General features: G+C 57.2%; 23 protein-coding genes, 1 other RNA gene and 1 riboswitch. Of the genes, 23 read left to right on the forward strand and 1 reads right to left on the reverse strand.

Translation table 11 applies throughout. From position 1 onward, the window contains the following. The first annotated feature begins 10 nt into the window (after nucleotides 1-10). The 14 genes from ybeY (at nucleotide 11) to rnpB (ending at nucleotide 11,982) form a co-directional block, all read left to right on the forward strand. Nucleotides 11-559 carry an rRNA maturation RNase YbeY gene (gene ybeY / locus F591_RS0102500; RefSeq protein ID WP_019533006.1) on the forward strand — a complete coding sequence of 183 codons (549 nt, stop codon included), beginning with the start codon at nucleotides 11-13 and terminating at the stop codon, nucleotides 557-559. Further along, nucleotides 556-1,260 (forward strand): diacylglycerol kinase family protein, encoded by a 705-nt coding sequence (locus F591_RS0102505; protein WP_019533007.1) that lies wholly within the window; start codon nucleotides 556-558, stop codon nucleotides 1,258-1,260. The genes ybeY and F591_RS0102505 overlap by 4 nt, the downstream gene beginning before the upstream one ends. A 15-nt stretch (nucleotides 1,261-1,275) precedes the next feature. Continuing rightward, nucleotides 1,276-1,692 (forward strand): cytidine deaminase, encoded by a 417-nt coding sequence (gene cdd, locus F591_RS0102510; protein ID WP_019533008.1) that lies wholly within the window; start codon nucleotides 1,276-1,278, stop codon nucleotides 1,690-1,692. Next, complete coding sequence (gene era / locus F591_RS0102515) at nucleotides 1,692-2,603, forward strand: GTPase Era (protein ID WP_019533009.1); 912 nt, start codon at nucleotides 1,692-1,694, stop codon at nucleotides 2,601-2,603. The genes cdd and era overlap by 1 nt, the downstream gene beginning before the upstream one ends. 275 nt (nucleotides 2,604-2,878) lie before the next feature. Next, entirely contained in the window at nucleotides 2,879-3,043 is a 165-nt protein-coding gene (locus F591_RS29925; protein WP_083935269.1) for a YqzL family protein, read from the forward strand. Between the two features lie 28 nt (nucleotides 3,044-3,071). Continuing rightward, entirely contained in the window at nucleotides 3,072-3,821 is a 750-nt protein-coding gene (gene recO, locus F591_RS0102525) for a DNA repair protein RecO (protein ID WP_019533011.1), read from the forward strand. 257 nt (nucleotides 3,822-4,078) lie between these two features. Continuing rightward, entirely contained in the window at nucleotides 4,079-4,876 is a 798-nt protein-coding gene (locus F591_RS0102530; protein WP_019533012.1) for a pyruvate, water dikinase regulatory protein, read from the forward strand. A gap of 114 nt (nucleotides 4,877-4,990) precedes the next feature. Continuing rightward, nucleotides 4,991-5,461 (forward strand): YaiI/YqxD family protein, encoded by a 471-nt coding sequence (locus F591_RS0102535; RefSeq protein WP_019533013.1) that lies wholly within the window; start codon nucleotides 4,991-4,993, stop codon nucleotides 5,459-5,461. Nucleotides 5,462-5,501: 40 nt separating this feature from the next. Further along, entirely contained in the window at nucleotides 5,502-7,334 is a 1,833-nt protein-coding gene (gene dnaG / locus F591_RS0102540; RefSeq protein ID WP_019533014.1) for a DNA primase, read from the forward strand. Nucleotides 7,335-7,387: 53 nt separating this feature from the next. Beyond that, nucleotides 7,388-8,509 (forward strand): RNA polymerase sigma factor RpoD, encoded by a 1,122-nt coding sequence (rpoD, locus tag F591_RS0102545; protein WP_019533015.1) that lies wholly within the window; start codon nucleotides 7,388-7,390, stop codon nucleotides 8,507-8,509. A gap of 172 nt (nucleotides 8,510-8,681) precedes the next feature. Then, the gene (locus tag F591_RS0102550; protein ID WP_019533016.1) at nucleotides 8,682-9,527 is read left to right on the forward strand and encodes a hypothetical protein; all 846 of its coding nucleotides are present in this window, start codon (nucleotides 8,682-8,684) and stop codon (nucleotides 9,525-9,527) included. Nucleotide 9,528: 1 nt separating this feature from the next. Beyond that, nucleotides 9,529-10,302, forward strand: coding sequence for a tRNA (adenine(22)-N(1))-methyltransferase (locus tag F591_RS0102555; RefSeq protein ID WP_019533017.1), 774 nt, complete (start codon nucleotides 9,529-9,531; stop codon nucleotides 10,300-10,302). Further along, nucleotides 10,269-11,384 carry a Nif3-like dinuclear metal center hexameric protein gene (locus F591_RS0102560; RefSeq protein WP_019533018.1) on the forward strand — a complete coding sequence of 372 codons (1,116 nt, stop codon included), beginning with the start codon at nucleotides 10,269-10,271 and terminating at the stop codon, nucleotides 11,382-11,384. Before F591_RS0102555 ends, F591_RS0102560 begins: the two co-directional genes overlap by 34 nt. 176 nt (nucleotides 11,385-11,560) lie before the next feature. Beyond that, an RNA gene (gene rnpB / locus F591_RS29400) (RNase P RNA component class A) lies at nucleotides 11,561-11,982 on the forward strand. A gap of 149 nt (nucleotides 11,983-12,131) precedes the next feature. Here the strand turns inward: rnpB and F591_RS0102565 are convergent. After that, on the reverse strand, nucleotides 12,132-14,030 hold the full coding sequence (locus tag F591_RS0102565; protein WP_019533019.1) for a S8 family peptidase: 1,899 nt from the start codon (nucleotides 14,028-14,030) through the stop codon (nucleotides 12,132-12,134). A 221-nt stretch (nucleotides 14,031-14,251) separates the two neighbouring features. Between F591_RS0102565 and F591_RS0102570 the strand changes: the two genes are divergently transcribed. From F591_RS0102570 to F591_RS0102610, 9 genes are all read left to right on the forward strand, one after another. Next, the gene (locus tag F591_RS0102570; RefSeq protein ID WP_019533020.1) at nucleotides 14,252-14,752 is read left to right on the forward strand and encodes a YpuI family protein; all 501 of its coding nucleotides are present in this window, start codon (nucleotides 14,252-14,254) and stop codon (nucleotides 14,750-14,752) included. Nucleotides 14,753-14,868: 116 nt separating this feature from the next. Beyond that, nucleotides 14,869-15,075 (forward strand): DUF1540 domain-containing protein, encoded by a 207-nt coding sequence (locus F591_RS0102575; protein ID WP_019533021.1) that lies wholly within the window; start codon nucleotides 14,869-14,871, stop codon nucleotides 15,073-15,075. Nucleotides 15,076-15,114: 39 nt separating this feature from the next. Further along, on the forward strand, nucleotides 15,115-15,552 hold the full coding sequence (locus F591_RS29390; protein ID WP_019533022.1) for a hypothetical protein: 438 nt from the start codon (nucleotides 15,115-15,117) through the stop codon (nucleotides 15,550-15,552). Nucleotides 15,553-15,857: 305 nt separating this feature from the next. After that, nucleotides 15,858-16,556: a response regulator transcription factor gene (locus F591_RS0102585; RefSeq protein WP_019533024.1), complete on the forward strand. Its 699-nt coding sequence runs from the start codon at nucleotides 15,858-15,860 to the stop codon at nucleotides 16,554-16,556. Next, complete coding sequence (locus F591_RS0102590) at nucleotides 16,553-18,025, forward strand: HAMP domain-containing sensor histidine kinase (RefSeq protein WP_019533025.1); 1,473 nt, start codon at nucleotides 16,553-16,555, stop codon at nucleotides 18,023-18,025. Before F591_RS0102585 ends, F591_RS0102590 begins: the two co-directional genes overlap by 4 nt. A 29-nt stretch (nucleotides 18,026-18,054) precedes the next feature. Then, nucleotides 18,055-19,131, forward strand: coding sequence for a LolA family protein (locus F591_RS0102595; RefSeq protein WP_245580969.1), 1,077 nt, complete (start codon nucleotides 18,055-18,057; stop codon nucleotides 19,129-19,131). A 4-nt stretch (nucleotides 19,132-19,135) separates the two neighbouring features. Next, a complete protein-coding gene (locus F591_RS0102600; protein WP_019533027.1) occupies nucleotides 19,136-20,851 on the forward strand; it encodes a M56 family metallopeptidase in 1,716 nt (571 codons plus the stop codon). Between the two features lie 117 nt (nucleotides 20,852-20,968). Continuing rightward, nucleotides 20,969-21,117, forward strand: a riboswitch (cyclic di-AMP (ydaO/yuaA leader). 222 nt (nucleotides 21,118-21,339) lie between these two features. Then, on the forward strand, nucleotides 21,340-22,479 hold the full coding sequence (locus tag F591_RS0102605; protein ID WP_026326326.1) for a KamA family radical SAM protein: 1,140 nt from the start codon (nucleotides 21,340-21,342) through the stop codon (nucleotides 22,477-22,479). Nucleotides 22,480-22,568: 89 nt separating this feature from the next. After that, nucleotides 22,569-23,279, forward strand: a complete 711-nt coding sequence (locus F591_RS0102610; protein WP_019533029.1) for a lytic transglycosylase domain-containing protein — start codon at nucleotides 22,569-22,571, stop codon at nucleotides 23,277-23,279. Nucleotides 23,280-23,311 lie beyond the last annotated feature (32 nt).

Consider the following 23,311-nt stretch of genomic DNA (forward strand, 5'->3'; position numbering starts at 1 on the left):
GAGCTGTCCCGTGGCACTGACACTGACATGGACCGATGAGCAGGACGAGTATTCGATTTCGCACGAGCTGATCGCCAGACTCGAGGAGCTGCTTCGCCTGGCCGGCAGCGCCGAGCAGGTGAAGGACGGCGAAGTCGCGCTGACGTTCGTCGATGACGAAGCGATTCGCGAATTGAACAAGCAGTACCGGGGGATCGACAAGCCGACCGACGTGCTGTCCTTCTCCATGCTCGAGATGACGGAGGATGAGCTTACGATCGTCTTCGGCGACGAGGAGTTCGCGGACGACGATTTCGCCCCGGACGCCGGCCACGACGAAGCCGAGGATGAGGAGGAGGGCGAGTCATACGAGGAGCCGCTGGGGGACATCGTCATATCCGTGCCCCGGGCGATCGCCCAGGCGCAGGAATACGGACATTCTATTGAACGGGAGCTCGGGTTCCTGTTCGTTCACGGCTTCCTTCATCTGATCGGCTACGACCACAATACGGAGGAAGAGGAGAAGGCGATGTTCAGCCGGCAGGAGGACATCTTGCAGCAGGCGGGACTGACGCGGTGAAGCAGCCGGTCAAGTGGCAGCGCAGCTTCCGGTACGCGTACGAAGGCGTCAAGTACGCGCTGGCGACGCAGCGGAACATGAAGTTTCATTTCGCCGCCGCTTTGGTCGTTTTGACGCTGGCGCTCTTTTTCCGGCTGACGAAATACGACATTCTGTTTCTGCTGCTTGCCGTGACGCTCGTCATCGTGACGGAGCTGATCAATACGGCCGTGGAGAAGGCTGTCGATCTGGCGATGCCGGAGCTTCATTCGCTGGCCAAAATCGCGAAAGACGTCGCCGCAGCCTCCGTTCTCGTGACGGCGGCTTTTGCCGCTGTGACGGGCATGATCGTCTTCTATGAGCCGGTTGACCGGTGGCTCAGGCAGGCGAGAGGCCTGGAGGGCGCCGCGCCGCCGGAAGGGACGGTATGGCTGTTGCTCAGCCTGCTGGCGCTGGCCGTTATTGCGGCTCAGACACGCTTCGCGAAGAGCGGCTTCCGCTGGAAGCCGAGCCTGTTGGCCGCCATCTCCTTTGCCGCCGCGGCGCTGATCGCCTGCCGGACGGAACAGACGCTGCCTGCGCTGCTCGCTTTTTTTCTGGCCGGTCTCTTGTGCCTGACGCTGTGGGAGAAGGGCGAGCGCTCGATATCCTCGCTGCTATTGGGCGCCGCGCTCGGTAGTTTTACGGCCTATTTGGCATACTATTTATATTTGATCCGCTAAAACGGAGGGGCTTGAATGAATGAGGCAGAGCTGATTCGGCTGGCCAGGGAAGCGCGGGAGCGCGCTTACGCGCCGTATTCCCGCTTCAAGGTAGGCAGCGCGCTGCTCGATGCGGAAGGCAGGGCGCATCTGGGCTGCAACGTCGAGAACGCGGCCTACGGACCGACCAATTGCGCCGAGCGCACCGCGCTGTTCCGGGCGATCGCGGACGGCGCCGCCCCCCGCTCGTTCCGGGCGCTGGCCGTCATCGGGGATACCGAAGCGCCGATTGCGCCCTGCGGCGTCTGCCGGCAGGTGATGGCGGAGCTTTGCGCGCCGGATATGCCGGTATATATGGCGAATCTGCGCGGAGAAGTCGCCGTCAGGACAGTGGCCGAGCTGCTGCCGGGCGCATTTACACCCAAAGACTTGGACGGAGGAAAGCAATCGTAATGTCAGCAACTCATGAGAACGCTCCTTTTCGCTCGGGCTTCGCGGCCATTATCGGCCGGCCCAATGTAGGCAAATCGACGCTGATGAATCAGATGATCGGGCAAAAAATCGCGATCATGAGCGACAAGCCGCAAACGACGCGGAACAAAATTCACGGCGTATATACGACGGAGCATGCGCAGATCGTGTTCCTCGATACGCCGGGCATACACAAGCCGAGCTCGAAGCTCGGCAATTATATGATGCAATCGGCCGAAAGCGCGCTGAGCGAGGTCGATGCGATCCTGTTTCTCGTCGACGTGGCCGAAGGGCTCGGCGGCGGGGACCGCTACATTATCGAACAGCTCAAGAAGACGAAGACGCCGGTTATTCTGGTTATGAACAAGATCGATCAGGTGCATCCGGAGGCGCTCCTGCCGATCATCGCGCAGTACAAGGAGCTGTATCCGTTCGCCGAGATCGTGCCGATCTCCGCCATGTACGGAAACAACGTGCCTACGCTGCTCGAGCAGGTCATCCGCTATTTGCCGGAAGGACCGCAGTATTATCCGGCGGACCAGGTGACCGATCATCCGGAGCAGTTCGTCTGCGCCGAGCTGATCCGGGAGAAAATTCTTCATTTGACCCGCGAGGAGGTCCCCCATTCGATCGCCGTCGCCATCGAGGATATGCGGGCCCAGGACAACGGCGTCGTGCATATTTCCGCGATTATCTTCGTCGAGCGGGACTCGCAAAAGGGCATCGTGATCGGCAAAAACGGGGCCATGCTGAAGGAAGTGGGCCGCCAGGCGAGAGCGGACATCGAGGCGCTGCTCGGTTCCAAGACGTTCCTGGAGCTGTGGGTCAAGGTCAAGAAGGATTGGCGCAACCGGGAGCATATTCTTCGCGATCTCGGCTTCCGGCACGAATAACCGGCGCCGCATAAGCCGTCCGCCCGGTTCGACGCCGCAATCCCGGAGCAAGCATTTCATACCTGCCAATTTTTTTAGAGCATATTTCCAGTCGAAACATCTCATCCTAATCCTATCTTGAAAATTTGGCGATATACGCCGACAAAATTTCAACACCGCAGGTGACGACCGATGACGAAAGGAAGCGCTCGTCATAGGCGTATATCTTGACGTAAGGAATTGCTCGTCATAGGCAACCAAAGCAACTTATGTCCCATGGAGAGGATGAACTGAAGTTGAGAGATTTTTCCTGGACGTATTTTTCGATGACTGGCGATGTGGATGCTTACCTGCTTTACAAAGAAATCGCCCGCAGTGAAATGGGCGAAGGCGAGGAACTGGCGGACGCGGGAACGAACCGGACGGAAGCGGCGCTTCATTCGACCTTATCTTCATCATAAACGATCTTCCGGAGGAAGCGATTCGACGATGCAGTATAGAGTACACGGACTCGTCATCCGCAGCATGGATTACGGGGAAGGCAACAAAATTTTGACGCTGTTTTCCAAGGAGCAGGGAAAGGTCAGCTTCGTCGCCCGCGGCGCGAAGAAGGTCAAGAGCCGCTTCGGGTCGGCGGCTCAGCTGTTCACATACGGCGATTACTCTTATTTTCAATCGGGAGGGTCGCTCGGTTCGTTGAATCATGCAGAAATCGTCGAAGCGCACCATCGCATCAGAGAAGATCTGCACTTAGCTGCCCGGGCGTCTTATCTGGCGGAGCTGACCGACCGGATGATCGCCGATCAGGAGGGACAGCTTTTTTTGTTTGAACAGCTGAAAGCGAGCTTCGCGGCAATGGAGGAGGGCAAAGACCCGGCGATCGTCGGCCATCTGTACGAGATGAAGATGCTCGCCCACGCCGGCGTCGTTCCCGAGCTTAACGCCTGCGTATCGTGCCGTTCCGATGCGGGCTTCGCCGCCTTCAGCGTCGGGATGGGCGGCATCCTGTGCGAGCGCTGCCGAATGAAGGACCCGCAGGCGTACCCGCTGACCGCAGGCGTACATAAGCTGCTCAGGCTGCTGCTGCATACGGACGTGCGGCGGCTCGGCGCGATCAATGTCCGGCCGGAGACGAAGGCGTTCGTCCAGGGCTTGATTCGGACCTATTACGATGCGCATGTCGGCATCGCGCTGAAATCGCGTTCGTTTCTTGAGCAAATGGACAAGTACGGGATATAAAGTAAACATGGAATGATCTGTTTTTCAATATAATGAAGAAGGCGGGAATTCCCGTTTCACCATGCGGCAGGCGATGGCGGACGGGAATTTTCCGTTTCCACAACCGAATCGGCATTTTCTGCGTATATACTTGTATAAGTGATCTGGGAATTGGATGCTCGTGCCGGCCAATGTCCGGCGAGCCGAAGGAGACGGCCGATGATGGAAGGAAGCTCGTTCCAGGCGTCTATACAGTCGAATAGGGAGTGAAGCTATTCTTGGTACCGGTTATTTATGCGGTGTCGGATGCGGCGGGAGATACGGGGGAAGCCGTCGTGCGGGCGGCTGCGGTTCAGTTCTATCCCCAGCCGGTCGAGATTCGGCGCGTGCCTTTTCTTCAGGACAAGCAGGGGATCAAGCGGCTCGTTGACGAAGTTGCGGCAGGAGGCGGACTGATCGTCTTTACGCTGGTCGTGTCCGAGCTGCGCGAATATTTGCTGGAGCTGTGCGAGCGCAGGCGCATTCCGGCAGTCGACCTGCTCGGCCCGATCGTCAGCGCGCTGGAGCAGGCGCTCAACCGGTCGGCGCTGCGCGAGCCGGGCATGAACCATAAGCTGGATGCGGACTACTTCAGGAAGATGGAGGCGGTCGAATTCGCCGTCAAATACGACGACGGCCGGGATTTTAATGGCATTTTGCAGGCTGATATCGTGCTGATCGGCGTATCCCGCACGAGCAAGACGCCGCTCTCGATGTATTTGGCCCATAAAATGTTCAAGGTGGCGAACGTGCCGCTCGTTCCGGAAATTTCGCTGCCGGAGCAGCTGTTTACCGCGCCGAGCCGCAAAATCGTCGGACTTCGCATCGATCCGATCAAGCTGAACCGGATTCGCTCGGAGCGGCTCAAGGCGCTCGGACTTCCCGGCAGCGCTATGTATGCCAATGCGGAGCGGATCGCCCGCGAGCTGGACTACGCGGACAGCGTCATGAAGCGGATCGGCTGCATCGTTATCGATGTATCGGACAAAGCGGTCGAAGAAACGGCCAGCCTCATTATCGAAGCGTACGGAAAATGATCGAAGCTGGAACGAAAGACGCAAAGACAGCGCCGATCTTCGCGAGGATAGCAGGATTTTTTCCAAATTCATCGTATATAATATTACGGTAGAACTTTCAAGCGGAAATCGGTGATGCTTACTATGCGGCCCACAATCATTGTCGATGCCGACGCTTGTCCGGTGAAGACGGAAATTGCCGAGACGGCGCAGGCCTTCGGCGTTCCTGTGCTGATGGTCGCCTCCTACGCTCACAGGCTGCCGGAGCGGCCCGGCGTCAGCATCGTGCAGGTCGACCGTTCGGCTCAATCCGCAGACCTGTATATCGCGAACCGCATTCGCAAGGGCGACGTTCTCGTGACGCAGGACTTTGGGCTGGCCGCGCTTGCGCTGGGAAAGCAGGCTGTCGTCCTCTCCAATAGAGGACAGCTGTACAGCGACAAGACCATCGATTTTTTGCTGGAGCGGAGAAACGAACAAAGCAGACAAAGACGCGGGGGAAAGCACGGCAAAGGCCCGAGGGCGATGACTGACGCAGATCGACATTTTTTTCTACAATCTTTGACAAAAGTTTTGCTTCACTTGCAGGAGAATGGGGCCGAATAGCGAATAATATTACTGTTTAATTCGAATGAAGGTGGAAAGGATGAGTAACGGACGCATACCTGACGAGATCATCGAAGCAATTCTGCGCGCTCACGATATCACCGACATTGTGGGCAGATACGTTCAATTGACGAAGCAGGGGCAATACATGAAGGGACTGTGTCCTTTTCATTCCGAAAAATCGCCGTCATTCACTGTAACACCGGAGAAGCAGATTTATTACTGCTTCGGCTGCGGAGCGGGCGGCAATCTGATCCGCTTCGTCAAGGAAGTGGAGGGCATCAGCTTCGGCGAAGCGGCGCGCAGACTGGCCGCGGAAGCCCACATTTCCATCGGCGAAACGCTGGACGGCATGCCCGAGACGCAGGAGCAGAAGGACCGCCGGAAGCTGCTGGAGGCTTACGAATGGGCGGGAAAGCTTTATCAGTATATTCTGATGAATACCGAGCAGGGCAAGCCGGCGCGTGAATATTTGCATAAGAGGGGATTGAACGACCGGCTGATCGAGACGTTCGGCATCGGCTACGCTTACGCCCACTGGAGCAAGCTGGCCGAGCTGCTCGAGAAGAGAGGCTTTCCGATGCCGCTGATGGAGCAGGGAGGACTCGTCTCCGCCAGGCAGGAGGGCGGCGGCTATTACGACAAGTTCCGCGACCGCATCATCTTCCCGATCCACAACGCGCAGGGCGGGCTGATCGCTTTTGCCGGCCGGGCGCTCGGCGAATCAAACGCCAAGTATTTGAACAGCCCGGAGTCCATACTCTTCCACAAAAGCCGGACGCTCTACAATCTGAACCGGGCGCGAGCCAAGATCCGCAAGACGGGGGAGCTTGTGCTGATGGAAGGCTATATGGACGTGATCAAGGCGTGGGAGGCAGGGGTGGAGAACGTTGTCGCCACGATGGGCACGGCGCTGACTCCGGAGCATGCGGGGATCATTCGCAAATTGGCCCAACGGGTCGTGATCGTCTATGACGGAGATCATGCGGGTCAGACCGCGGCTTACAAGAGCATCCCCATATTGGAAAAGGCCGGCCTGCAGGTGCGGGTAGCCGTTCTGACGGGGGGGAAAGATCCGGACGAGTTCATTACGGCCTACGGTTCCGAACGATTCGTACGGGAAGCGATTCACGCTGCCGTACCGTCGATCAAATATAAATTAATCTATTTTCGCAAAGACTATCGATTGCAGGAGGATGGGGAGAAGCTCAGATATATTCAACAAGCGCTGAGGCTGATAGCCGGATTGCCGCTGCCGATCGAGAGAGAGCATTATGTGCGAGAGCTGTCGAGCGAGTTCAATTACGCATTCGAAACTGCGATGCAGACGATGAATGAATTCAGGCTTAAAGCGGAAAAAAACGCGAAACCCGGGGATAATCTAACCGATTCGTGGAATAATGTTATGAATGACGGAAGAGCCCGGAAACGTACTCCTTCATTGTTTCCTGCTTATCATAATGCGGAACGCCAGCTGCTGGCGGCAATGATGACGGATCGGGATCTATCGCTTTATGTCGAACGTCAGCTCGGCGATCAATTCAACGTTGAAGCGCATGCCGCGCTGGCAGCTCATCTGTACGCATATTACGCTCAAGGGCTTGAGCCCGGCGCAGGCGCCTTCATCGGCACCTTGCAGGATGAAGAGCTGGAGTCGCTGGCCAGTTCCCTGCTCTTGTCCGACTTCGGGCAAGCGATGAACAGCCAGGCGATCGACGATTGCATACGCGAGATCAAGAAGGTTCCGCTGCAGCGCGCAATAGAGAATAAGAGAGAAGAAATGATCAGTGCTGAACGTTCGGGGGATATACGGCGTGCCGCACTCATAGGCAGTGAGATTATTTCCCTAGAAAGGCAGCTCAAAACATCCTGATTCCGGTCGCGGGAATCGAGGGTGCGTTCTAGGGAGGAGGGAGTTTAGGTATAATGGCGAACGATCAACGTACGGATATAGAGACAGAATTGACGCTGGAGCAGGTTAAGGATTTGCTGATTGAACAAGGGAAGAAGCGTTCTTCGTTAACGTACAAAGAAATTATGGAGAAGCTGGCTCCCTTCGATCAGGATCCGGAGCAAATCGACGAGTTTTTCGAGCATTTGCAGGAAATGGGCATCGATGTCGGCAATGAATCCGATGACGACGAACCAGACATGGGGGCGCTGGACGCGGAGCACGACGACTTCCATTTCGATGACGATTTGTCTCTGCCTCCCGGCATCAAAATTAACGATCCGGTCCGTATGTACCTGAAGGAAATCGGGCGGGTGCCTCTCTTGTCGGCGGAAGACGAAGTGGAGCTGGCGAAGCGGATCGAGCAGGGCGACGAGGAAGCGAAGCGCCGCCTCGCCGAAGCGAATCTCCGGCTTGTCGTCAGCATCGCCAAGCGTTATGTCGGCCGCGGCATGCTGTTCCTGGATCTTATCCAGGAAGGCAACATGGGGCTTATTAAAGCGGTCGAGAAATTCGATCAGTCCAAGGGGTTCAAATTCAGCACGTATGCCACCTGGTGGATTCGTCAGGCGATTACCCGGGCGATCGCCGATCAGGCGCGGACGATCCGTATCCCGGTACATATGGTCGAGACGATCAACAAGCTCATCCGCGTATCCCGCCAGCTGCTGCAGGAGCTGGGGCGCGAGCCTACGCCGGAGGAAATCGCCAAGGAGATGGAGCTGAGCACCGACAAGGTGCGGGAGATTATGAAGATCGCCCAGGAGCCGGTTTCGCTGGAGACGCCGATCGGCGAGGAAGACGATTCCCATCTGGGAGATTTCATCGAGGATCAGGAGGCGCTGGCGCCGGCAGATGCGGCGGCCTACGAGCTGCTGAAAGAACAGCTGGAGGATGTGCTGGATACGCTCACCGAGCGGGAGGAGAACGTGCTGCGGCTTCGCTTCGGGCTGGATGACGGCCGTACCCGGACCTTGGAAGAGGTCGGCAAGGTGTTCGGCGTTACGCGGGAGCGCATCCGCCAGATTGAGGCCAAGGCGCTGCGCAAGCTGCGCCATCCGAGCCGCAGCAAACGGCTCAAGGATTTCCTCGAATAAGCATAGCGAGCTCAAGTCTGAAGACCTTTCCGCGTACCCGCGGCAAGGTCTTATTTATTGCCGCCATGAAGCCGATAAATTATGTATGGCAGGCGATGACCGATGACGAAGGAATCGCTCGACAAGGCGTCTAGCCTGATTTTCGACACAGAGGGAAAGTAGGGATCGTCCCATGGATTTATCGGATGAGAAAAGAAAAATGATCGCCCGCGAAATCGAGCATTGGCGCAATAATCGGCTGCTTCCCGAGCATTACTGCGATTTTTTGCTGAATCTGTATATGGATACGGACAAACCGGACAAAACCGTCAGTCTCGGTCTGTTAAAAATCAATCCGGCGCGCATTCGCAACAGCCACTGGATTATGTGGATTTTGGTTGTTTTTACTTTATGTGCCATTTCGTTCGCTGTACTTAATTTTAGCGCTTTTCCGCTGCCAATGCAAATCGGGCTGTCGGTGCTGCTATTGGCGTTTTGCTACGGCTGGGCCGCAAGGAAGCGCGGGAGCGAGCCGCTGGCGGCGTACATTTTGCTCGGAACGGCTTCGCTTTACATCCTGTTTATCGGCGTTTATTTGCTCAAGGAGCGCGGGCTGGATTCGGCGGTATTTATCGTCGGCTACGTCGTGTTTTGCAGTGTCGTCTGGCTGCTGACAGGCCTTGTCTCCAGGCTGGCGCTGTTCCAAATATGCGGCTGGATCAGCCTCATCTTTTGCTATGGCTGGCTGCTGCATCAACATTTGGGGACGGTCGATTGGCTGTCGCTGGAGCTGAGCTGGCTGCCGCTGGCTGTGCTGTTTTGCTGGCTGGCCTGGATGATTCATGAAAAAAGCCGCCAGGGCGGTCTCGTCTTCTTCGTGATTAGTTTGATCGTTTGGTATATGCCCGAATTGTATGGTATGCTTTATGCCGAAGTGTACGGCGGAATGACGGTGCAGTGGATGCTGCTGATCAAGCTGGCGGCGGAAGGCGCGCTGCTCTACGCCGGGCGAAAAAAATGGACAGAATGGGTTGTATAACATGCTGCGATTGTCGAAACGGTTGGAAATGATCGCCGAAGAAGTGCCGCCGGGAAGCCGTCTGGCCGACATCGGCTCGGATCATGCTCTGCTGCCGATTTATTTGGCCGAACGGGGGGCGATCGTGCGGGGAATCGCCGGCGAAGTGAACGCCGGTCCGCGGGATGCTGCCGACCGCAACGTGCGGGCTCACGGCATGGCGGGGCTGATCGACGTTCGGCTCGGGGACGGGCTGAGCGTCGTCAAGGCCGGCGAAGCCGATGTCGTGACGATTGCCGGCATGGGCGGAGCGCTGATCGCTTCGATCCTCGGCCAAGGGCTCGATAAGCTGAGCGGCGTGCGAAGGCTCGTGCTGCAGCCGAACGTCGGCGAATTTATCGTCAGAGAGTGGCTGTATGCGCACGGCTGGGTGCTGACCGGCGAGCGGATTTTGGAGGAAGACGGGAAAATTTACGAGATTTTGACGGCCGTCCCCGAAGGGGATGCGCCGCTGACTAACAGTAAGCTGTACCGGGAGCGCCGCTGGCCGGGAGAACAGGCGGCTGCAGGCCGCGAGCTGCTGCTTAAGCTGGGCCCATATTTGACGGATCAAGCGCCGCCGGTTTGGGCGGCCAAATGGGAGCGGGAGCTGGACAAGCTGCAGATGATCGCGGATCAGCTTGGCAACTCCAATGCGGAGGCTTCGCAGCAAAAACGAACGGAGCTGCTCAATGAAATGGAACAAATCAGGGAGGTGCTGCGATGTTCGCAAAAGGTCAAGCCGTCGTCCAATTGATGGAGGAGATCGCGCCGAAGGCTTATGCCGTGCCGGACGATAAGATCGGCCTGCAGCTCGGCACATTGAACAAGGAAATCCGCAAGGTGCTGGTGACGCTGGACGTTACGGACGCGGTGGTCGAAGAGGCGATCCGCCAGCAGGCGGATTTGATTATCGCGCATCATGCGATTATTTTCCGTCCGCTGCCGCATATTCAGACGGATACGCCGGCGGGGCGGCTGTACGAGAAGCTGATCAAGCACGATATTGCCGTATACATAGCGCATACGAACCTCGATGTGACTAAGGGCGGCATCAACGATATGATGGCCGATGCTTTGGAGCTGGGCGGTACCGTGCCGCTGGACGAGGTTTATACCGAGCGCTTGAAGAAGCTGGTCGTCTTCGTTCCCGTTACGCATGCCGACAAGGTGCGGGATGCGATGTTCCAGGCCGGCGGCGGCTGGATCGGCAATTACAGCCACTGCAGCTTCAATCTCGAGGGAACGGGCACCTTCATGCCGCGCGAAGGGACGGATCCGTTCATCGGGGAACAAGGCAAGCTGGAGCACGCTTCGGAGGTTCGCATCGAGACCGTCGTCACGCAAAGCGTCGAGCGCAAGGTGGTGCAGGCGATGATCAAGGCGCATCCTTACGAAGAAGTGGCGTATGACCTGTATCCGCTGGAGCTGGCCGGCCCGACGCTCGGGCTGGGCCGGGTCGGCAAGCTGCCGGAAGCGATGACGCTGCGAGCGCTGTGCGAGAAGGTCAAGAAGGTTTTCGACGTGCCGGCTCTCCGGCTCGTCGGGGAACCGGAACGCGTGGTGCGCAAGGTGGCGGTATTGGGCGGTTCGGGCAGCCGTTATGTGCGGCACGCTCTGTTCGCCGGGGCGGACGTGCTGGTGACCGGCGATATCGATTATCATACGGCGCATGACGCGCTTGCGGCGGGCATCGCGCTGATCGACCCGGGGCATAATGTGGAGAAAATTATGAAGCGGGGCGTTGCCGAGCTGCTCCGCGCCAGGCTGGCCGAGCGCAAATGGAAGACGGAAGTCGTCGCATCCGAAATTCATACCGAGCCGTTCCTCTTTATATAAGGAGTTCTGTATATAAGAGATTCTGGAAATATAAAGAATCCCGGGAATATAAGAAGTTTTGGCAGTATGTAATGGATTCTAGCAGTCTCGCGCAGGACTGGAAGCGCAGGAAGCAGAAAGACGGTTGTTTTTTTGCCCTGCTCGCGGTATACTAGCTATTGCATCTGTTGCAAAGGAAAGTTTGACAGACAATCGCTGGCGGCCGCGAGCCGCGAGAGGAAAGTCCGGGCTCCATAGGGCAGGATGCTGGATAACGTCCAGTCAGCGCGAGCTGAAGGCTAGTGCCACAGAAATGGACCGCCGATGGCCTGCCGTCTCTTGTCCAGGAGAGGCAGGCACAGGCAAGGGTGGAACCGTGGTGTAAGAGACCACGAGGGGCTATGGTGACATATCCCCTGGTAAACCCCATCTGGAGCAAGACCTAATGGAACGCCGTTCCCGCCTGGGAACAGCCCTTGCCCGGGGTGCGTTCGGGTTGGTCGCTGGAGCCGGTCAGCAATGGCCGGCCTAGATAGATGATTGTCGCTTCAACGGTGGGAGGGTGGCTCCCGTTAGCACCACTGGAAGTACAGAACCCGGCTTACGGCAAACTTTCCTTCGAGCCTTATAACCATATGCAGCAGAGGGTGTACTTACCTCGTAACCGCTTAATGTGAAGCGGTTTTTTCTGTTTTCAAGTGGCAGCAAGACCTGATTCGCCGTGGCGTCGATCGCCGGCGTCTCAGGTCTTGCTGCTATTGAGGGTCTTCAATAACCAAGCAGCCGCTCCAGCAGGCGAATCAGGCTGCCGCGACGGTCTTCCGCCCGGTCGTTGTTCGTTTCCACGGCCTTCTCTTCGCTCAGCGAGCCTTTGCGGGCCGCTTCCAGGGCGCGGGCGACGTCGATTTGGCCGAAGCCGTAATATTTGTCCTTGCCTTGAGGTCCGAGATCCGTAGCGGTATTGCGCATGATCTGCATCACCTCTTTGTTGCTCAGCTGCGGATTGACGGAGCGGATGAGCGCGGCCAACGCCGTCACGTGCGGGCTGGCCATCGATGTTCCCGACAAGGCCGCATACTGGCTGCCCGGATAGGTGCTGGCAATGCTGACTCCCGGCGCCGCTACATCGATGTAGTCCCCGTAGTTGGAGAACGGCGCCTTGTTCCGCTGCGCGTCCGTCGCCGCGACGGCGAATACTTCCGGATAAGCGGCCGGGTATCCGGGCGTTTCCGTATTGTCGTTGCCGCTGGCCGCAATCAGGACAACGTCCCGGTCGTAGGCATACTTGATGGCCTCGTGAAGGAACTCGGCATCGGCGTAATTGCCCAGACTCATATTGATGACCTTGGCGCCGTTGTCGACCGCCCAGATGATGCCTTGCGCGACGGCATACGTGCTGCCTGCGCCGCTCGAATCCAGCACCTTGACGGGCATGATGCGGCTGTACCAGTTCATGCCGGCGACGCCGAGATGGTTGTTGACGAGCGCGCCGATCACGCCGGCCACATGCGTGCCGTGCCCGACATCGTCATTCGGGGCGGTGTCGGGATTGACGACATTGGTGCCGCTCGCGAGCTGGTCCCGCAGATCGGGATGGTTCAGGTCGACCCCGGTGTCGATGACCGCTACCGTAACGTCGGACGACCCTTTGCTCACATTCCAGCCTGCCTCGGTCTCGATCAGCGGCAAATTCCATTGATACCGCTGGTACAACGAATCGTTGGGCACAACGGTATTCGGATTGTCCTGCGCCAGACGGACCGGCTTTTCGTTCGTCAAATACAGGAAGTGAGGCTCGGCATATTCGACGTTGTGCGCCCGAAAATAATTCATCAGCTGCTTCGCTTCCAGCTTGTTCGATTCGAACACGTACGTGTAGCCGAGCTTTTTCATATGGGTAGCGTCGATGTCCTGGCGAATGCAGTCGATTTCCGCTTGGGTCGGCTCCTTCTTGAACTTGACGACAATCTGGTTTTTATGATAATGGCTTGTTCCTTCGTTTTCTTCCGGGTGATCGGCATGAACATCGCGAAGCGTCCGGGAGTCGACCGATTCGATCTTATAGTTGCCTTCGGCGGGGTATGTGACGATCCGCAAGTTTTTTTTCTGATGATCGGCGACCTGCTGCAAAATATGCTGTCTGACGATCCCGATCATCGCATGCTCCCCGTCCCCGGAAGGCTCGGTCAATACAAAATAGGAACCGCCGTCCGCCTGGAACGTATCCGACTGGTACGTCTGGCCGTTATCCGCCCGCCGTTTCGCTTCCGTCAGCATCGGCGCCGCCGCCTTGCTGACCTCCTCCTTCAGACTTCCTATCGCCGTCGCACGGTCGAGCGGCTCTCCGCGGCGCGTCCAATACAGCCGCTCCATATGAGGATGCTGCGCCCGCACCGCCTCCATCGTTTTGCGCTGTTCGTCGCCGGATTTACCGCTCATTGCCTGCGCGTTCCGGCGAAGCTCGGTGCTGCATTGGCTGCGGCACAGCACGCCGGTCAGGGCAACGTCCTGATTCAGCGTCGCTTCCTTCATGCGCAGCTCGGACATGCGCAGCTCGGACGCCGGGGTGACCGTTTCCGGATTCGGAGCGGGAGTGTTTCCTTCGCGAGGCAGAAGCATGAAGGCCCCTGCAATCACCGCAGCCAGCGTGACAATATATTTCCACATCAGCAAATCCCTCCGTAGCTCGGTTCGTGATCGATCCCTAAGGCTTAAGATTCCCGGACGAAGGGAACTTATCACATGCGAAGAACGGCATGAAAGGGGAATTGTGGGAATGGTTTTTTTGTATATTACTTTTGCCTCTATTTTGTGGTAGGATGAAGGGAGAGCGTCTTTTACAACATTATCGAGGTTTTGGTTTTAATAGCCGAGGAGGTCTTTGGGGAATGGCAGTATTTAATGTGAAGAATATTTGCGAAACGACAAGATCGAAGCTGAGCGAGGCGATTGCCAAGTTGGAGCAGTTCTTGAACGCATACTCCTTGCAGCAGTTGAACACGGAAAACGATCAAGCCATGGATGAATTTTATAAAAACTATTTAACGGATATGAGGCATCTGCTTGTATTCAGCGAGGTGGCGTATGAGAAATTGGGCGTTGCCCTGCGCCGGCCCAATTTCAATGTGGATTATTCCGAGAAAGTGCTATATGAAGTATATCACAGCTGTGTGAACAGCTTCTTCTATCCGAAAAACGAGTGCTACTCCGAAGACGGCCGCTACGCTTATACCGGCCAGGATGCCATCCGCTTCCGCAAAAAGCCGAACCGCGCCGTGCGCGATTTGACGATCGAGCTGTCCAAAATTTTCGAGCTGCTGCGGGAAGAGCTGGCCTATTACGAAACGGATTATATTACCCAGAAGAGAATGCAGGGGGAGAAGGTTTAGCCCAAGCCATAAGCAGGCTTTAACTGCGTCGTCAGGCCGTTTGCTGTCATGTTCTGCTTGCTTTGCCGGGTATATATGCCGAAGCCCGCGGGCAAGATGATACAGGGGTGATGACGATGCCTGATGTAAAATGCAGCGTGTCCAACTGCAAATTTTGGGAGCAGGGGAACAACTGCAACGCAAGCACCATCATGATCGAGATCGACAAGCATGCTTCCATGAAGTACGACACGGAATTCGCCGCTGACTTCAAGGACCATCAAGACGTGGCGAAGGCACCCAGCGCAACCTGTTGTCACACGTTCGAGCCGAAAAAATCGTAAGTATCGCTGATTCACTTGCGTCTCGGGGAGGTTCATGACATGAAGCATGAACGCAGGAACCGCGAGCGGCTCGAACGTGATGCGAATGACGCGCTTCCTAAGGAGAACGCCCGGGAGCGCGGCAGCCGGAAGGAGAGAAGCGGCTTCGCCGAGGAATACGCGGCCGAAGTTGCTTTTCCTTATTCGCGTCAGCGGGCGGCGGAAGCGGTCAAGGAAGGCTTGCGCGCAGAGCCGGCACAAGCGAAGGAGCGCCGCTCGCAGGCGGCCGCGCCGGACGCATACCGCTGGGTGGGCCTGACCTCGCTTGCGCTGTCGGTGCTGTCGCTGTTCGTGCTTCCGGCTGTATTCGGAAGCGCTGCTTCGCTGCTCGGTTTTTTCGCCTATATGGTGGGCCAGCGCTCGCTTGGCATCTGGTCTGTCGTGATCGGGCTGCTGTCGCTTGCCGGTTATTTTGTGCTCGTGCCGCTTTACGCTTGAAGCTGCTGCAGCAGGTCCTTCGGGGCCTGCTTTTCTATTTCCGATAGACAAGCGATTTCTTCGTCATCGGTCGTCACCTGCGACTGTTGAAAATTTGTCGGCTTAAACCGCCAAATTTTAAGGATAGACGCCCATGCCGCCTTGCACGGCACCACCAGAAAATGAAAATGGGCCGCACGCTCCGGGGGCTATTTCCAAGATCCTCGGGAATTTCCGCCAATGAGCGGATCAATTATAAAGAAAGTATATAATTTGCGAAGAGCCGAACGCGGTTATGTTACATTGGGACACAGGAGGGATCGAACATGAAGGGCAGACTGCTTTTGGTGGAGGATGATCCGGAGATCGCCCGCGTCGTTCGCGATACATTAAGGAGGGACGGGTATTACGTGACGTGGTCGACGAGCGGCCTGGAAGGGTGGCAAGATTTTTTGCAGCAATCGTACGATCTGGCGCTGGTCGATTTGATGCTGCCGGAGATGGACGGATTCGAGCTGTGCCAAAACATTCGCTGGAACAGTGACGTCCCGATTCTGATCGTCAGCGCCCGCAAGGAAGACGAGGTCAAGGTGAAGGGGCTTCATCTCGCGGACGACTACTTGACGAAACCGTTCAGTCTGGCGGAGCTTAAAGCGCGCGTGGAGTCGCTGCTTCGCCGCTGGCGGCGATATCAAGGAAAGCCGGCGCAAGAGAACAAAAGCGAGTACGCGGGCGGCCTTACCTTGTATTGGGAGCGGCAGAAGGCCGAGCGGGACGGCTCGGAAATTCCGTTAACCGCCAAAGAGTTTGATTTGCTGAAGGTGCTTGCGCAGCATCCCGATCAGGTCTTCTCCAAAAACGAGCTGTACCGGCACGTCTGGCAGCAAGCGGACGCCGAAGGCCTGCATACCGTCACGGTGCACATCAAATCGCTCCGGGAGAAGCTTGGCGATCCGGTGAAGCATCCGCGGTTCATCCAGACCGTGTGGGGAAAAGGCTACCGGTTTATCGGTGAACCGACATGAAAATCAAAACGTGGCTTTTGCTGTCCTACTTCATCGTCATGATCCTTCCTTTGGCCGCTGCCTACGTCCTGTTCGTCTGGGTCCAGGCCTACCACAAAGATTTGAACGTGGAAGAATACGTGCGTAAACGGGCTCAGCTGCAGCGCCTAATCACCGTGCTGGACGATCCGAGATGGTATGCGATCCACGCGGAACGGAAGCAAGTCGACGAGCTGATTCAGCCGCAAGTTTCGATCGTTCTCTACAATCGCGACGGCGTCGTTCTTTACACATCGGACCCGCTGCGCGTTTCGCCGCAATTTTCGCTCGGCAGGACTCAGCTGTACGAGAACTTGTACTCCCTGCAGCAAGGCTACCGCGCCTACAGCTACAGGCAGCCGGTATTTTCGGGGCGCGAGCTGGCCGGTTTTTTCGAGATTCAATTAAGCCGCGATGAATGGATTGCGGGCGTGTCGCAGCGCAGTTGGCTTGTCGCCGCCGCTTTTATCGCTTTGTTCGCGCTCATCTATGTCGCCGTGGCGTTCGCCGTCAATCGCAAGCTGAACAGCCGGCTGACGCATTTGATGCGGCAAATGACCGCTTTCGCCCTAGGCGAAGGGGTCGAGGAACGGCCCGAGGGGAAGGACGAGATCGGCCAATTGACCGGCCACTTTCACAAAATGCGCAGGCAGATCGAGGCTGCTAGAAGCAAGCTCGCGCACGAGCAGCAGCAAAAGCAGTTTATGATCGCGGCCATTTCCCACGACCTGAAAACGCCACTGATGTCGATCAGCGCTTATGCCGAATCGCTCGCTGCGGAGCAGGAGCTGACCGCGGCGGAACGGGACGAGTACCGCGGCGTTATCGTCGATAAAGCCAATTATATGAAGCAGCTGCTGGACGACCTGCTCATGTATGCCTTGCTGCAGACGCCTACCTACGAGATCGAGCGGGTGGAGGTGGACGGCGGCGAATTTTTCGACATGCTCGTTTCCGATTATGAACCGTTGTGCAAAGAGAAGCAGGTTCAGCTGCTGGTGCGAAGCGACGTGCAGGGCGTAGTCCGGGTCGATCCGAATCAGATGATTCGCGTAGCGAACAACCTGATGAGCAATGCGCTGCGGCATGCGAAAACGGGAAAGCGGATTTGGCTTGCCGCCGCTTCGACCGGTCGCGTCCCGCTGGATTGGCTGTTCGATTTCGTGAAGGAAGAAGCGTGCCTGGATACGCCGGACAGCGTCTTCTTCATTGTACAGAACGATGGCGAGGGCATCGCCAGGGACAAGCTTCCTTATCTTTTCAATCCGCTGTATCAGGCCGACCCGGCCCGGGGAAAACAGGATGCCCGCGGAGCCGGACTCGGACTTAGCATCGCGAAACAGATTCTGCAGAAGCATGGCGGCGACATCGCGATTTATTCCAGGGAGACCATCGGAACCTGCGCAATCTGCCGCCTGCCCTTAATCAACGAGGAAGGTGAATCCGCATGACCAAGTTTCGGAAAAATGGGTGTTTGACTATGTTGGGACTTATGATCGTGCTTTTCGGCTGCTCGAGCCATTCGGAATTTTTGCCGGAGCAAGCTCTGCAAAACGCGCTGAATGAATCGCATGAACCTGCCGCATATTACGCCGAGGCTGAAATAAAGACGATGATCGGGGAAGGAAAAGAAACCGAGCACCTGTTCATCAAAGAATGGATCAGCAAGGACGGCAAAAGGCGAAGCGAAGCGGAGGCCCGGGACGGAAGCGGCAAGACGGTAACCGTCCATGACGGCGCCCGGCTTATTATTTACCAGCCTGAGCTTAGGCAGGCTATGGTCAGCGAAGATCCGGAGCTGCTCGAACTCGGACTCACGTCGCCTAAAAAGCAAGCCGAGCAGCTGCTGCAGACGATTCAGCAATCTCATGAGATCGCCCTGCGCGGCGAAGAAGACATCGCCGGCCGAACGGCATACCGGCTGACGGCCAAGGCGAAAGACAGCACGGCGCTCATCGGGGATCAGGAGCTGTGGATCGATAAGGAAAATTGGAAATTGTTAAAAATCGTTTCGATCTCAGGGAATACCCGCTCGGAAACGACCTATACGAAGGTAGAGCTGAACCCGGATATTCCGGCCGAAACGTTTGCGCTTGAGCTCCCTGCGGATGTTGCGGTTCAAAGATTGGACGAGATGAATTCCGGCCGCGAAATCACTATGGAGGAAGCGGTGGACCGCATCGGAGCAGCATTCCTTCATGTCCCCGAGAAGGACGGCATCTCCGTTTCCCGCATTGAATTAACCGAATTGCGCGGAGAACTGAAACGCAGCGAGGTTAATCTGGATTACCGGAAGAACGGGGTTCCTTATTTCACGATGACCGTATTCCCTGCTCCGAAAGATGCGGCAGGGGATGAGGCCTCCGCGGCACTTCCCGGCGAGACGCCTGTCGCGATCCGCGGCCAGGCGGGAGTATGGATGGAAATGAACGATTTCCGTTCGCTCGTATGGCAGGAGCAGGGGCTGAGTTATTCGGTCCTGTTTATCGATCCCAACTTGTCGCTGGCTCAGTTCAGCGAATTGGCGGATACGATGATTCCGGTGCAACAGAGGTAACGGGATGGACATTTTGCCCGATGCGCCGGTTTTGCTGACGATTGTCGCGATAACTATCGTCATGAACGCTGTTTCGATCCGGCTGCCGAGCAAGGTTGCCGCCGCTGCCAGCATGCTGTTGGCGGCGGCAGCGCTGACTTGGGTGTTTGTCCGCTATCCGCTCGGACAAGCGATATTGCTGGCGGCTATCGGCTGCCACGCCTATTTCGCTTTGGCGGAGCTGCTCGACCGGGACAAGCGGGAGATGAATGCGGCTTTGCAGCAAAAACTGCGGCAGGCTCGTTCGGTCGAAATCGTTCAGCGCCAGGACGCGAAGCGTTTGGCGGCGGACCTTGCATTAACCGCCTTGGCCATGATGGGGGCGGTGCTGTTTTTGGGGCTGGCGCCTGAAGCTTATGCGGCGTTAAAGGTGCTTGTCATCTTTATGATGATCTCCGTAACGCTGCAGACGGCAGAGAGGGTAGGCGACTTTTCCGCGGCCCGCCTCTATTGGCTTCCGGAGGAGGAGCGTCTGATCGTCCTGTCCCGCTTCCAGCCGCGAGATTTTCCGCTTTGCGAATTGAAGGAGGCTGCCGTCTGGCCGTCTGTCGATCTGCTCAGGCTGCATCCGCTGTTTACCTTATTTTCCTCGTATCAGGATTATACCCGTTCGTTCGGACAAACGCTGAAGCTTTCCTTTCCGGGGGAGACGGTTTACTTGGCGCCGGACGACGCGGTTTATTGGCATCGGCTGCTTGCCGCCTTCGCTTCGCACCGGGCCGGCGGGAAAGAGAACAAGGTGCTGCCCTTGTGGCATCCCGCCGTGCTGAAGCGTTTGTTTTGGAAAGGGTATTTTGCCGCAGCCGTTAAAGGCGTTTCCGCTTACACCGGACTTCTGGCCCTGTTGCTCTGGCTTCAAGCGCCGGCATGGATGATGGCTCTGCTTCCCGTGTTATGGTGGCTTTTGAATATGTTCATCTCGGATCGCGTGCTGATCGCTGCGATGGATGCCGAGCCGCTCGCGGAAGGCGTCGCCGCCGAGCGGGCGCAAGCGATTTTCCGCAAGGCGGGCATTCCCCGTACCCGGCTGTTTTCCGTCGATTCGCCGGACTATAACGGCTTCGCCGCCGGAATGAATATCGGGCACGGCGCGATCATCCTGACGACAGCCACGCTGCGGCTGCCGACTCCGTCCGTCGAAGCGATACTGGCGCACGAAGCGGCCCATATCAAGAAGCGCGATGTGCTGACGGTTCAACTGGCGCGGTTCCTTTTTATCGGATTGCTGGCCGGCGCGGCGTATCTGTTTTACGATCCGCTGAAGTGGTTCGCCACGCATTACAAGCTTGCGATGTTTGCGTTGATTTACGCGGTCATGCTCATCTTCCCTATGGTTCTCTCCTTCGTCGCCCAGTGGACAGAAGTGAGAGCGGATTTTACCGGCGCCGCCTGGCTTCCTGGCGGGCAGCGGCAAATGGCGCAAGGATTGACCGATTTGGCGGAGGCTCAAGACCGCGATCTCGAGAAATCGTTAGCGCACCGCATGGCCGATAGCCGAGCGCCGGCGAGCCGCGCTTCCATCATTGAGCGGGATTCATGGTTTTGGCGATTTCTCGAATTTCAGTTCATGGCTCACCCGCCGTTGTACTGGCGGATCGACAGCCTCGCCCGCGAGCGGGATTGGCCTGAGGCGCGAAAACGGTGGCTGAAGGACCGCTTCAAGGAATCGCTGCCCGGCTAACCATTATCGCTGCCTGGCAACCATTGCTCATTCCGTCAATGAAGGGCCGTTTTCCCGTTTTGAACGCTGCATCGCAAAAATCGGGAAAGGTTTGACAGGAGCGAAATAATTCGTTATATTAAACATACGCTTAATTCCCGGTTGCTCGACCGGGAAGCGGGGGAACCATTTTCGGGGCGAATAGGCGCTGTTGGTGCAAGAAGCGTCTTAGGATACCATCGATCCGAGTCCGTCAGCTAACCTCGTCAGCAGTGGATGGGTCAAATGCATATCATTCGGTGTGTAAACTTGCTTCCATGAGACCCTGGCTACAGGGTCTCTTTCTAGTCTGTAGAGCCCCCACTGCGGTAAGCGTATGCCTGTGACCGCCCGGGGCTCTTTTTGCTGGCTTTGGCGCCACCGCTCCCCTGAGAGGGCTGCCCTGCGGCGGCACAGCGCACGACGGCTAGATGAGAGCCGAATTCATTACGGAAAGAGGAGGAATGAATGTGCCGCAGCCGAAGTACATTACGGACATTCGAAAAATTGCCGCCCTGCCGGAGAGCGAACGAGAACGTCTGAAAGCGATTACCGAAAAGTTCGTTTTTCGCGTCAACGATTATTACTTGAGCTTGATCGACTGGGACGATCCGAACGACCCGATTCGCAAGCTGGTCATCCCGAACGAAGGAGAACTGCAGGAATACGGGCGCTGGGATGCCTCCGACGAAGAGACGAATTACGTCGTCCCCGGCTGCCAGCACAAGTATGCGACCACCGCGCTGCTGATCGTTTCCGAGGTATGCGGTTCGTACTGCAGATACTGCTTTCGCAAGCGGTTGTTCCGCAATGACGTCAAGGAAGCGATGGCCGATGTCACCCCGGGCATCGAATACATTGCGAAGCATCCCGAGATCAACAATGTGCTATTGACCGGCGGAGACAGCCTGATTCTTGCGACAGCCAAGCTGCGCTCGATTATTTCCAGACTGCGCGAGATCGAGCATGTCCAGATTATTCGTCTCGGCTCGAAAATTCCCGTATTCAACCCGATGCGCATCTACGAGGATCGGGAGCTGCTGGCCATGCTTCGCGAATATTCGAGTGCCGAGAAGCGCATTTACGTGATGGCGCATATCAATCATCCGCGCGAAATTACCCCTCAGGCCAGAAAGGCGTTCCAGGCGCTGCACGATGCGGGCGTGATCGTCGTCAACCAGACGCCTGTTCTGAAGGGCATCAACGACGATCCGGACGTGCTGGCGGAGCTCCTCGACCGTCTGTCCTGGGCTGGCGTGACGCCGTACTATTTCTTCATCAACCGCCCGGTTGCGGGCAACAGCGATTTCGTCCTTCCTCTCGAACAAGTGTATCGAATCGTGGAGCAGGCCAAGGCACGCACTTCGGGGCTCGGCAAGCGGGTGCGTCTGTCGATGAGCCATACGTCGGGCAAAATTGAAATTTTGGCTATTGAAAACGGCAAAGCGTATTTGAAATATCACCAGTCGCGGGAAAACCGTTACGGCCAGTTTATGGTGCTGGACTGCCCGGACGGGGCAGCATGGTTCGACGATTTGCCCGGCAGCGAGCAGTACTGGAGCAAGCCGTCCAAAAAGCTGCAAGCTTCAGGTCATGGCGTAACGAACTAGGTAATCTTGCCCAAACGAATAGTTGGCGGCTGACTCAAAACGGTGTACAATAGAAGAATCACTGATATTGGCAAGGAGTTCTGGTCAGCATGACAACCATCGACCCGAGAACGCTCAAACAACTGATTGAGCTTCAGATGCTCGGACAGTCCGGTCTTCTTTCTTCCGCCGCGACGGCCGACGAAGGAAGTGGCTTTGCCGAGGTGCTGGGCATGCTGCTTTCGTCTGCGGCAGATTCGTCGGATGCCAAGGCGATGGCTGCAGGCTCGCGGGCGCCGTTCCCGCCGGAGACAGCCCTGCTGCCGCTTGCCTACCGATTCTCGGCGACGCCCGTGCGATATGCCGAAGCGGCCGTCGGGGCGGAGGAGACGAGCCGCCGGGCAGCCTTCGAGCCGATCATTCAGGCGGCCAGCCGCCGTTTTGGCGTAGAGGCGAGCCTCATCAAGTCGGTGATCGCCGTCGAATCGTCCTTCAACGCCAATGCCGTATCCCGCGCCGGCGCCAAAGGCCTGATGCAGCTGATGGATGCGACAGGCCGGGCGATGGGCGTGAGCGATCCGTTCGATCCCGCGCAGAACATCGAGGGAGGCACCCGCTATTTGTCCCGCCTGCTGCTGAAATACGGCGGCAACGAGATGATGGCCTTGGCCGCGTACAACGCCGGTCCTGGCCGTGTCGACCGCCTCGGAGTCGCGAATGACCGGGAGCTGGCGGACAAGCTTCATCTGCTGCCGGAGGAGACGCAGCGTTACGTCCGCAAGGTGTTGGAGATGAAGAGGGGTTACGAAGCAGAAGCATAGCACAACGCAAGACCAACAAAGCCCAGCGCTTA

The sequence above is a fragment of the Paenibacillus ginsengihumi DSM 21568 genome (genome assembly GCF_000380965.1).
GTDB lineage: Bacteria > Bacillota > Bacilli > Paenibacillales > NBRC-103111 > Paenibacillus_G > Paenibacillus_G ginsengihumi.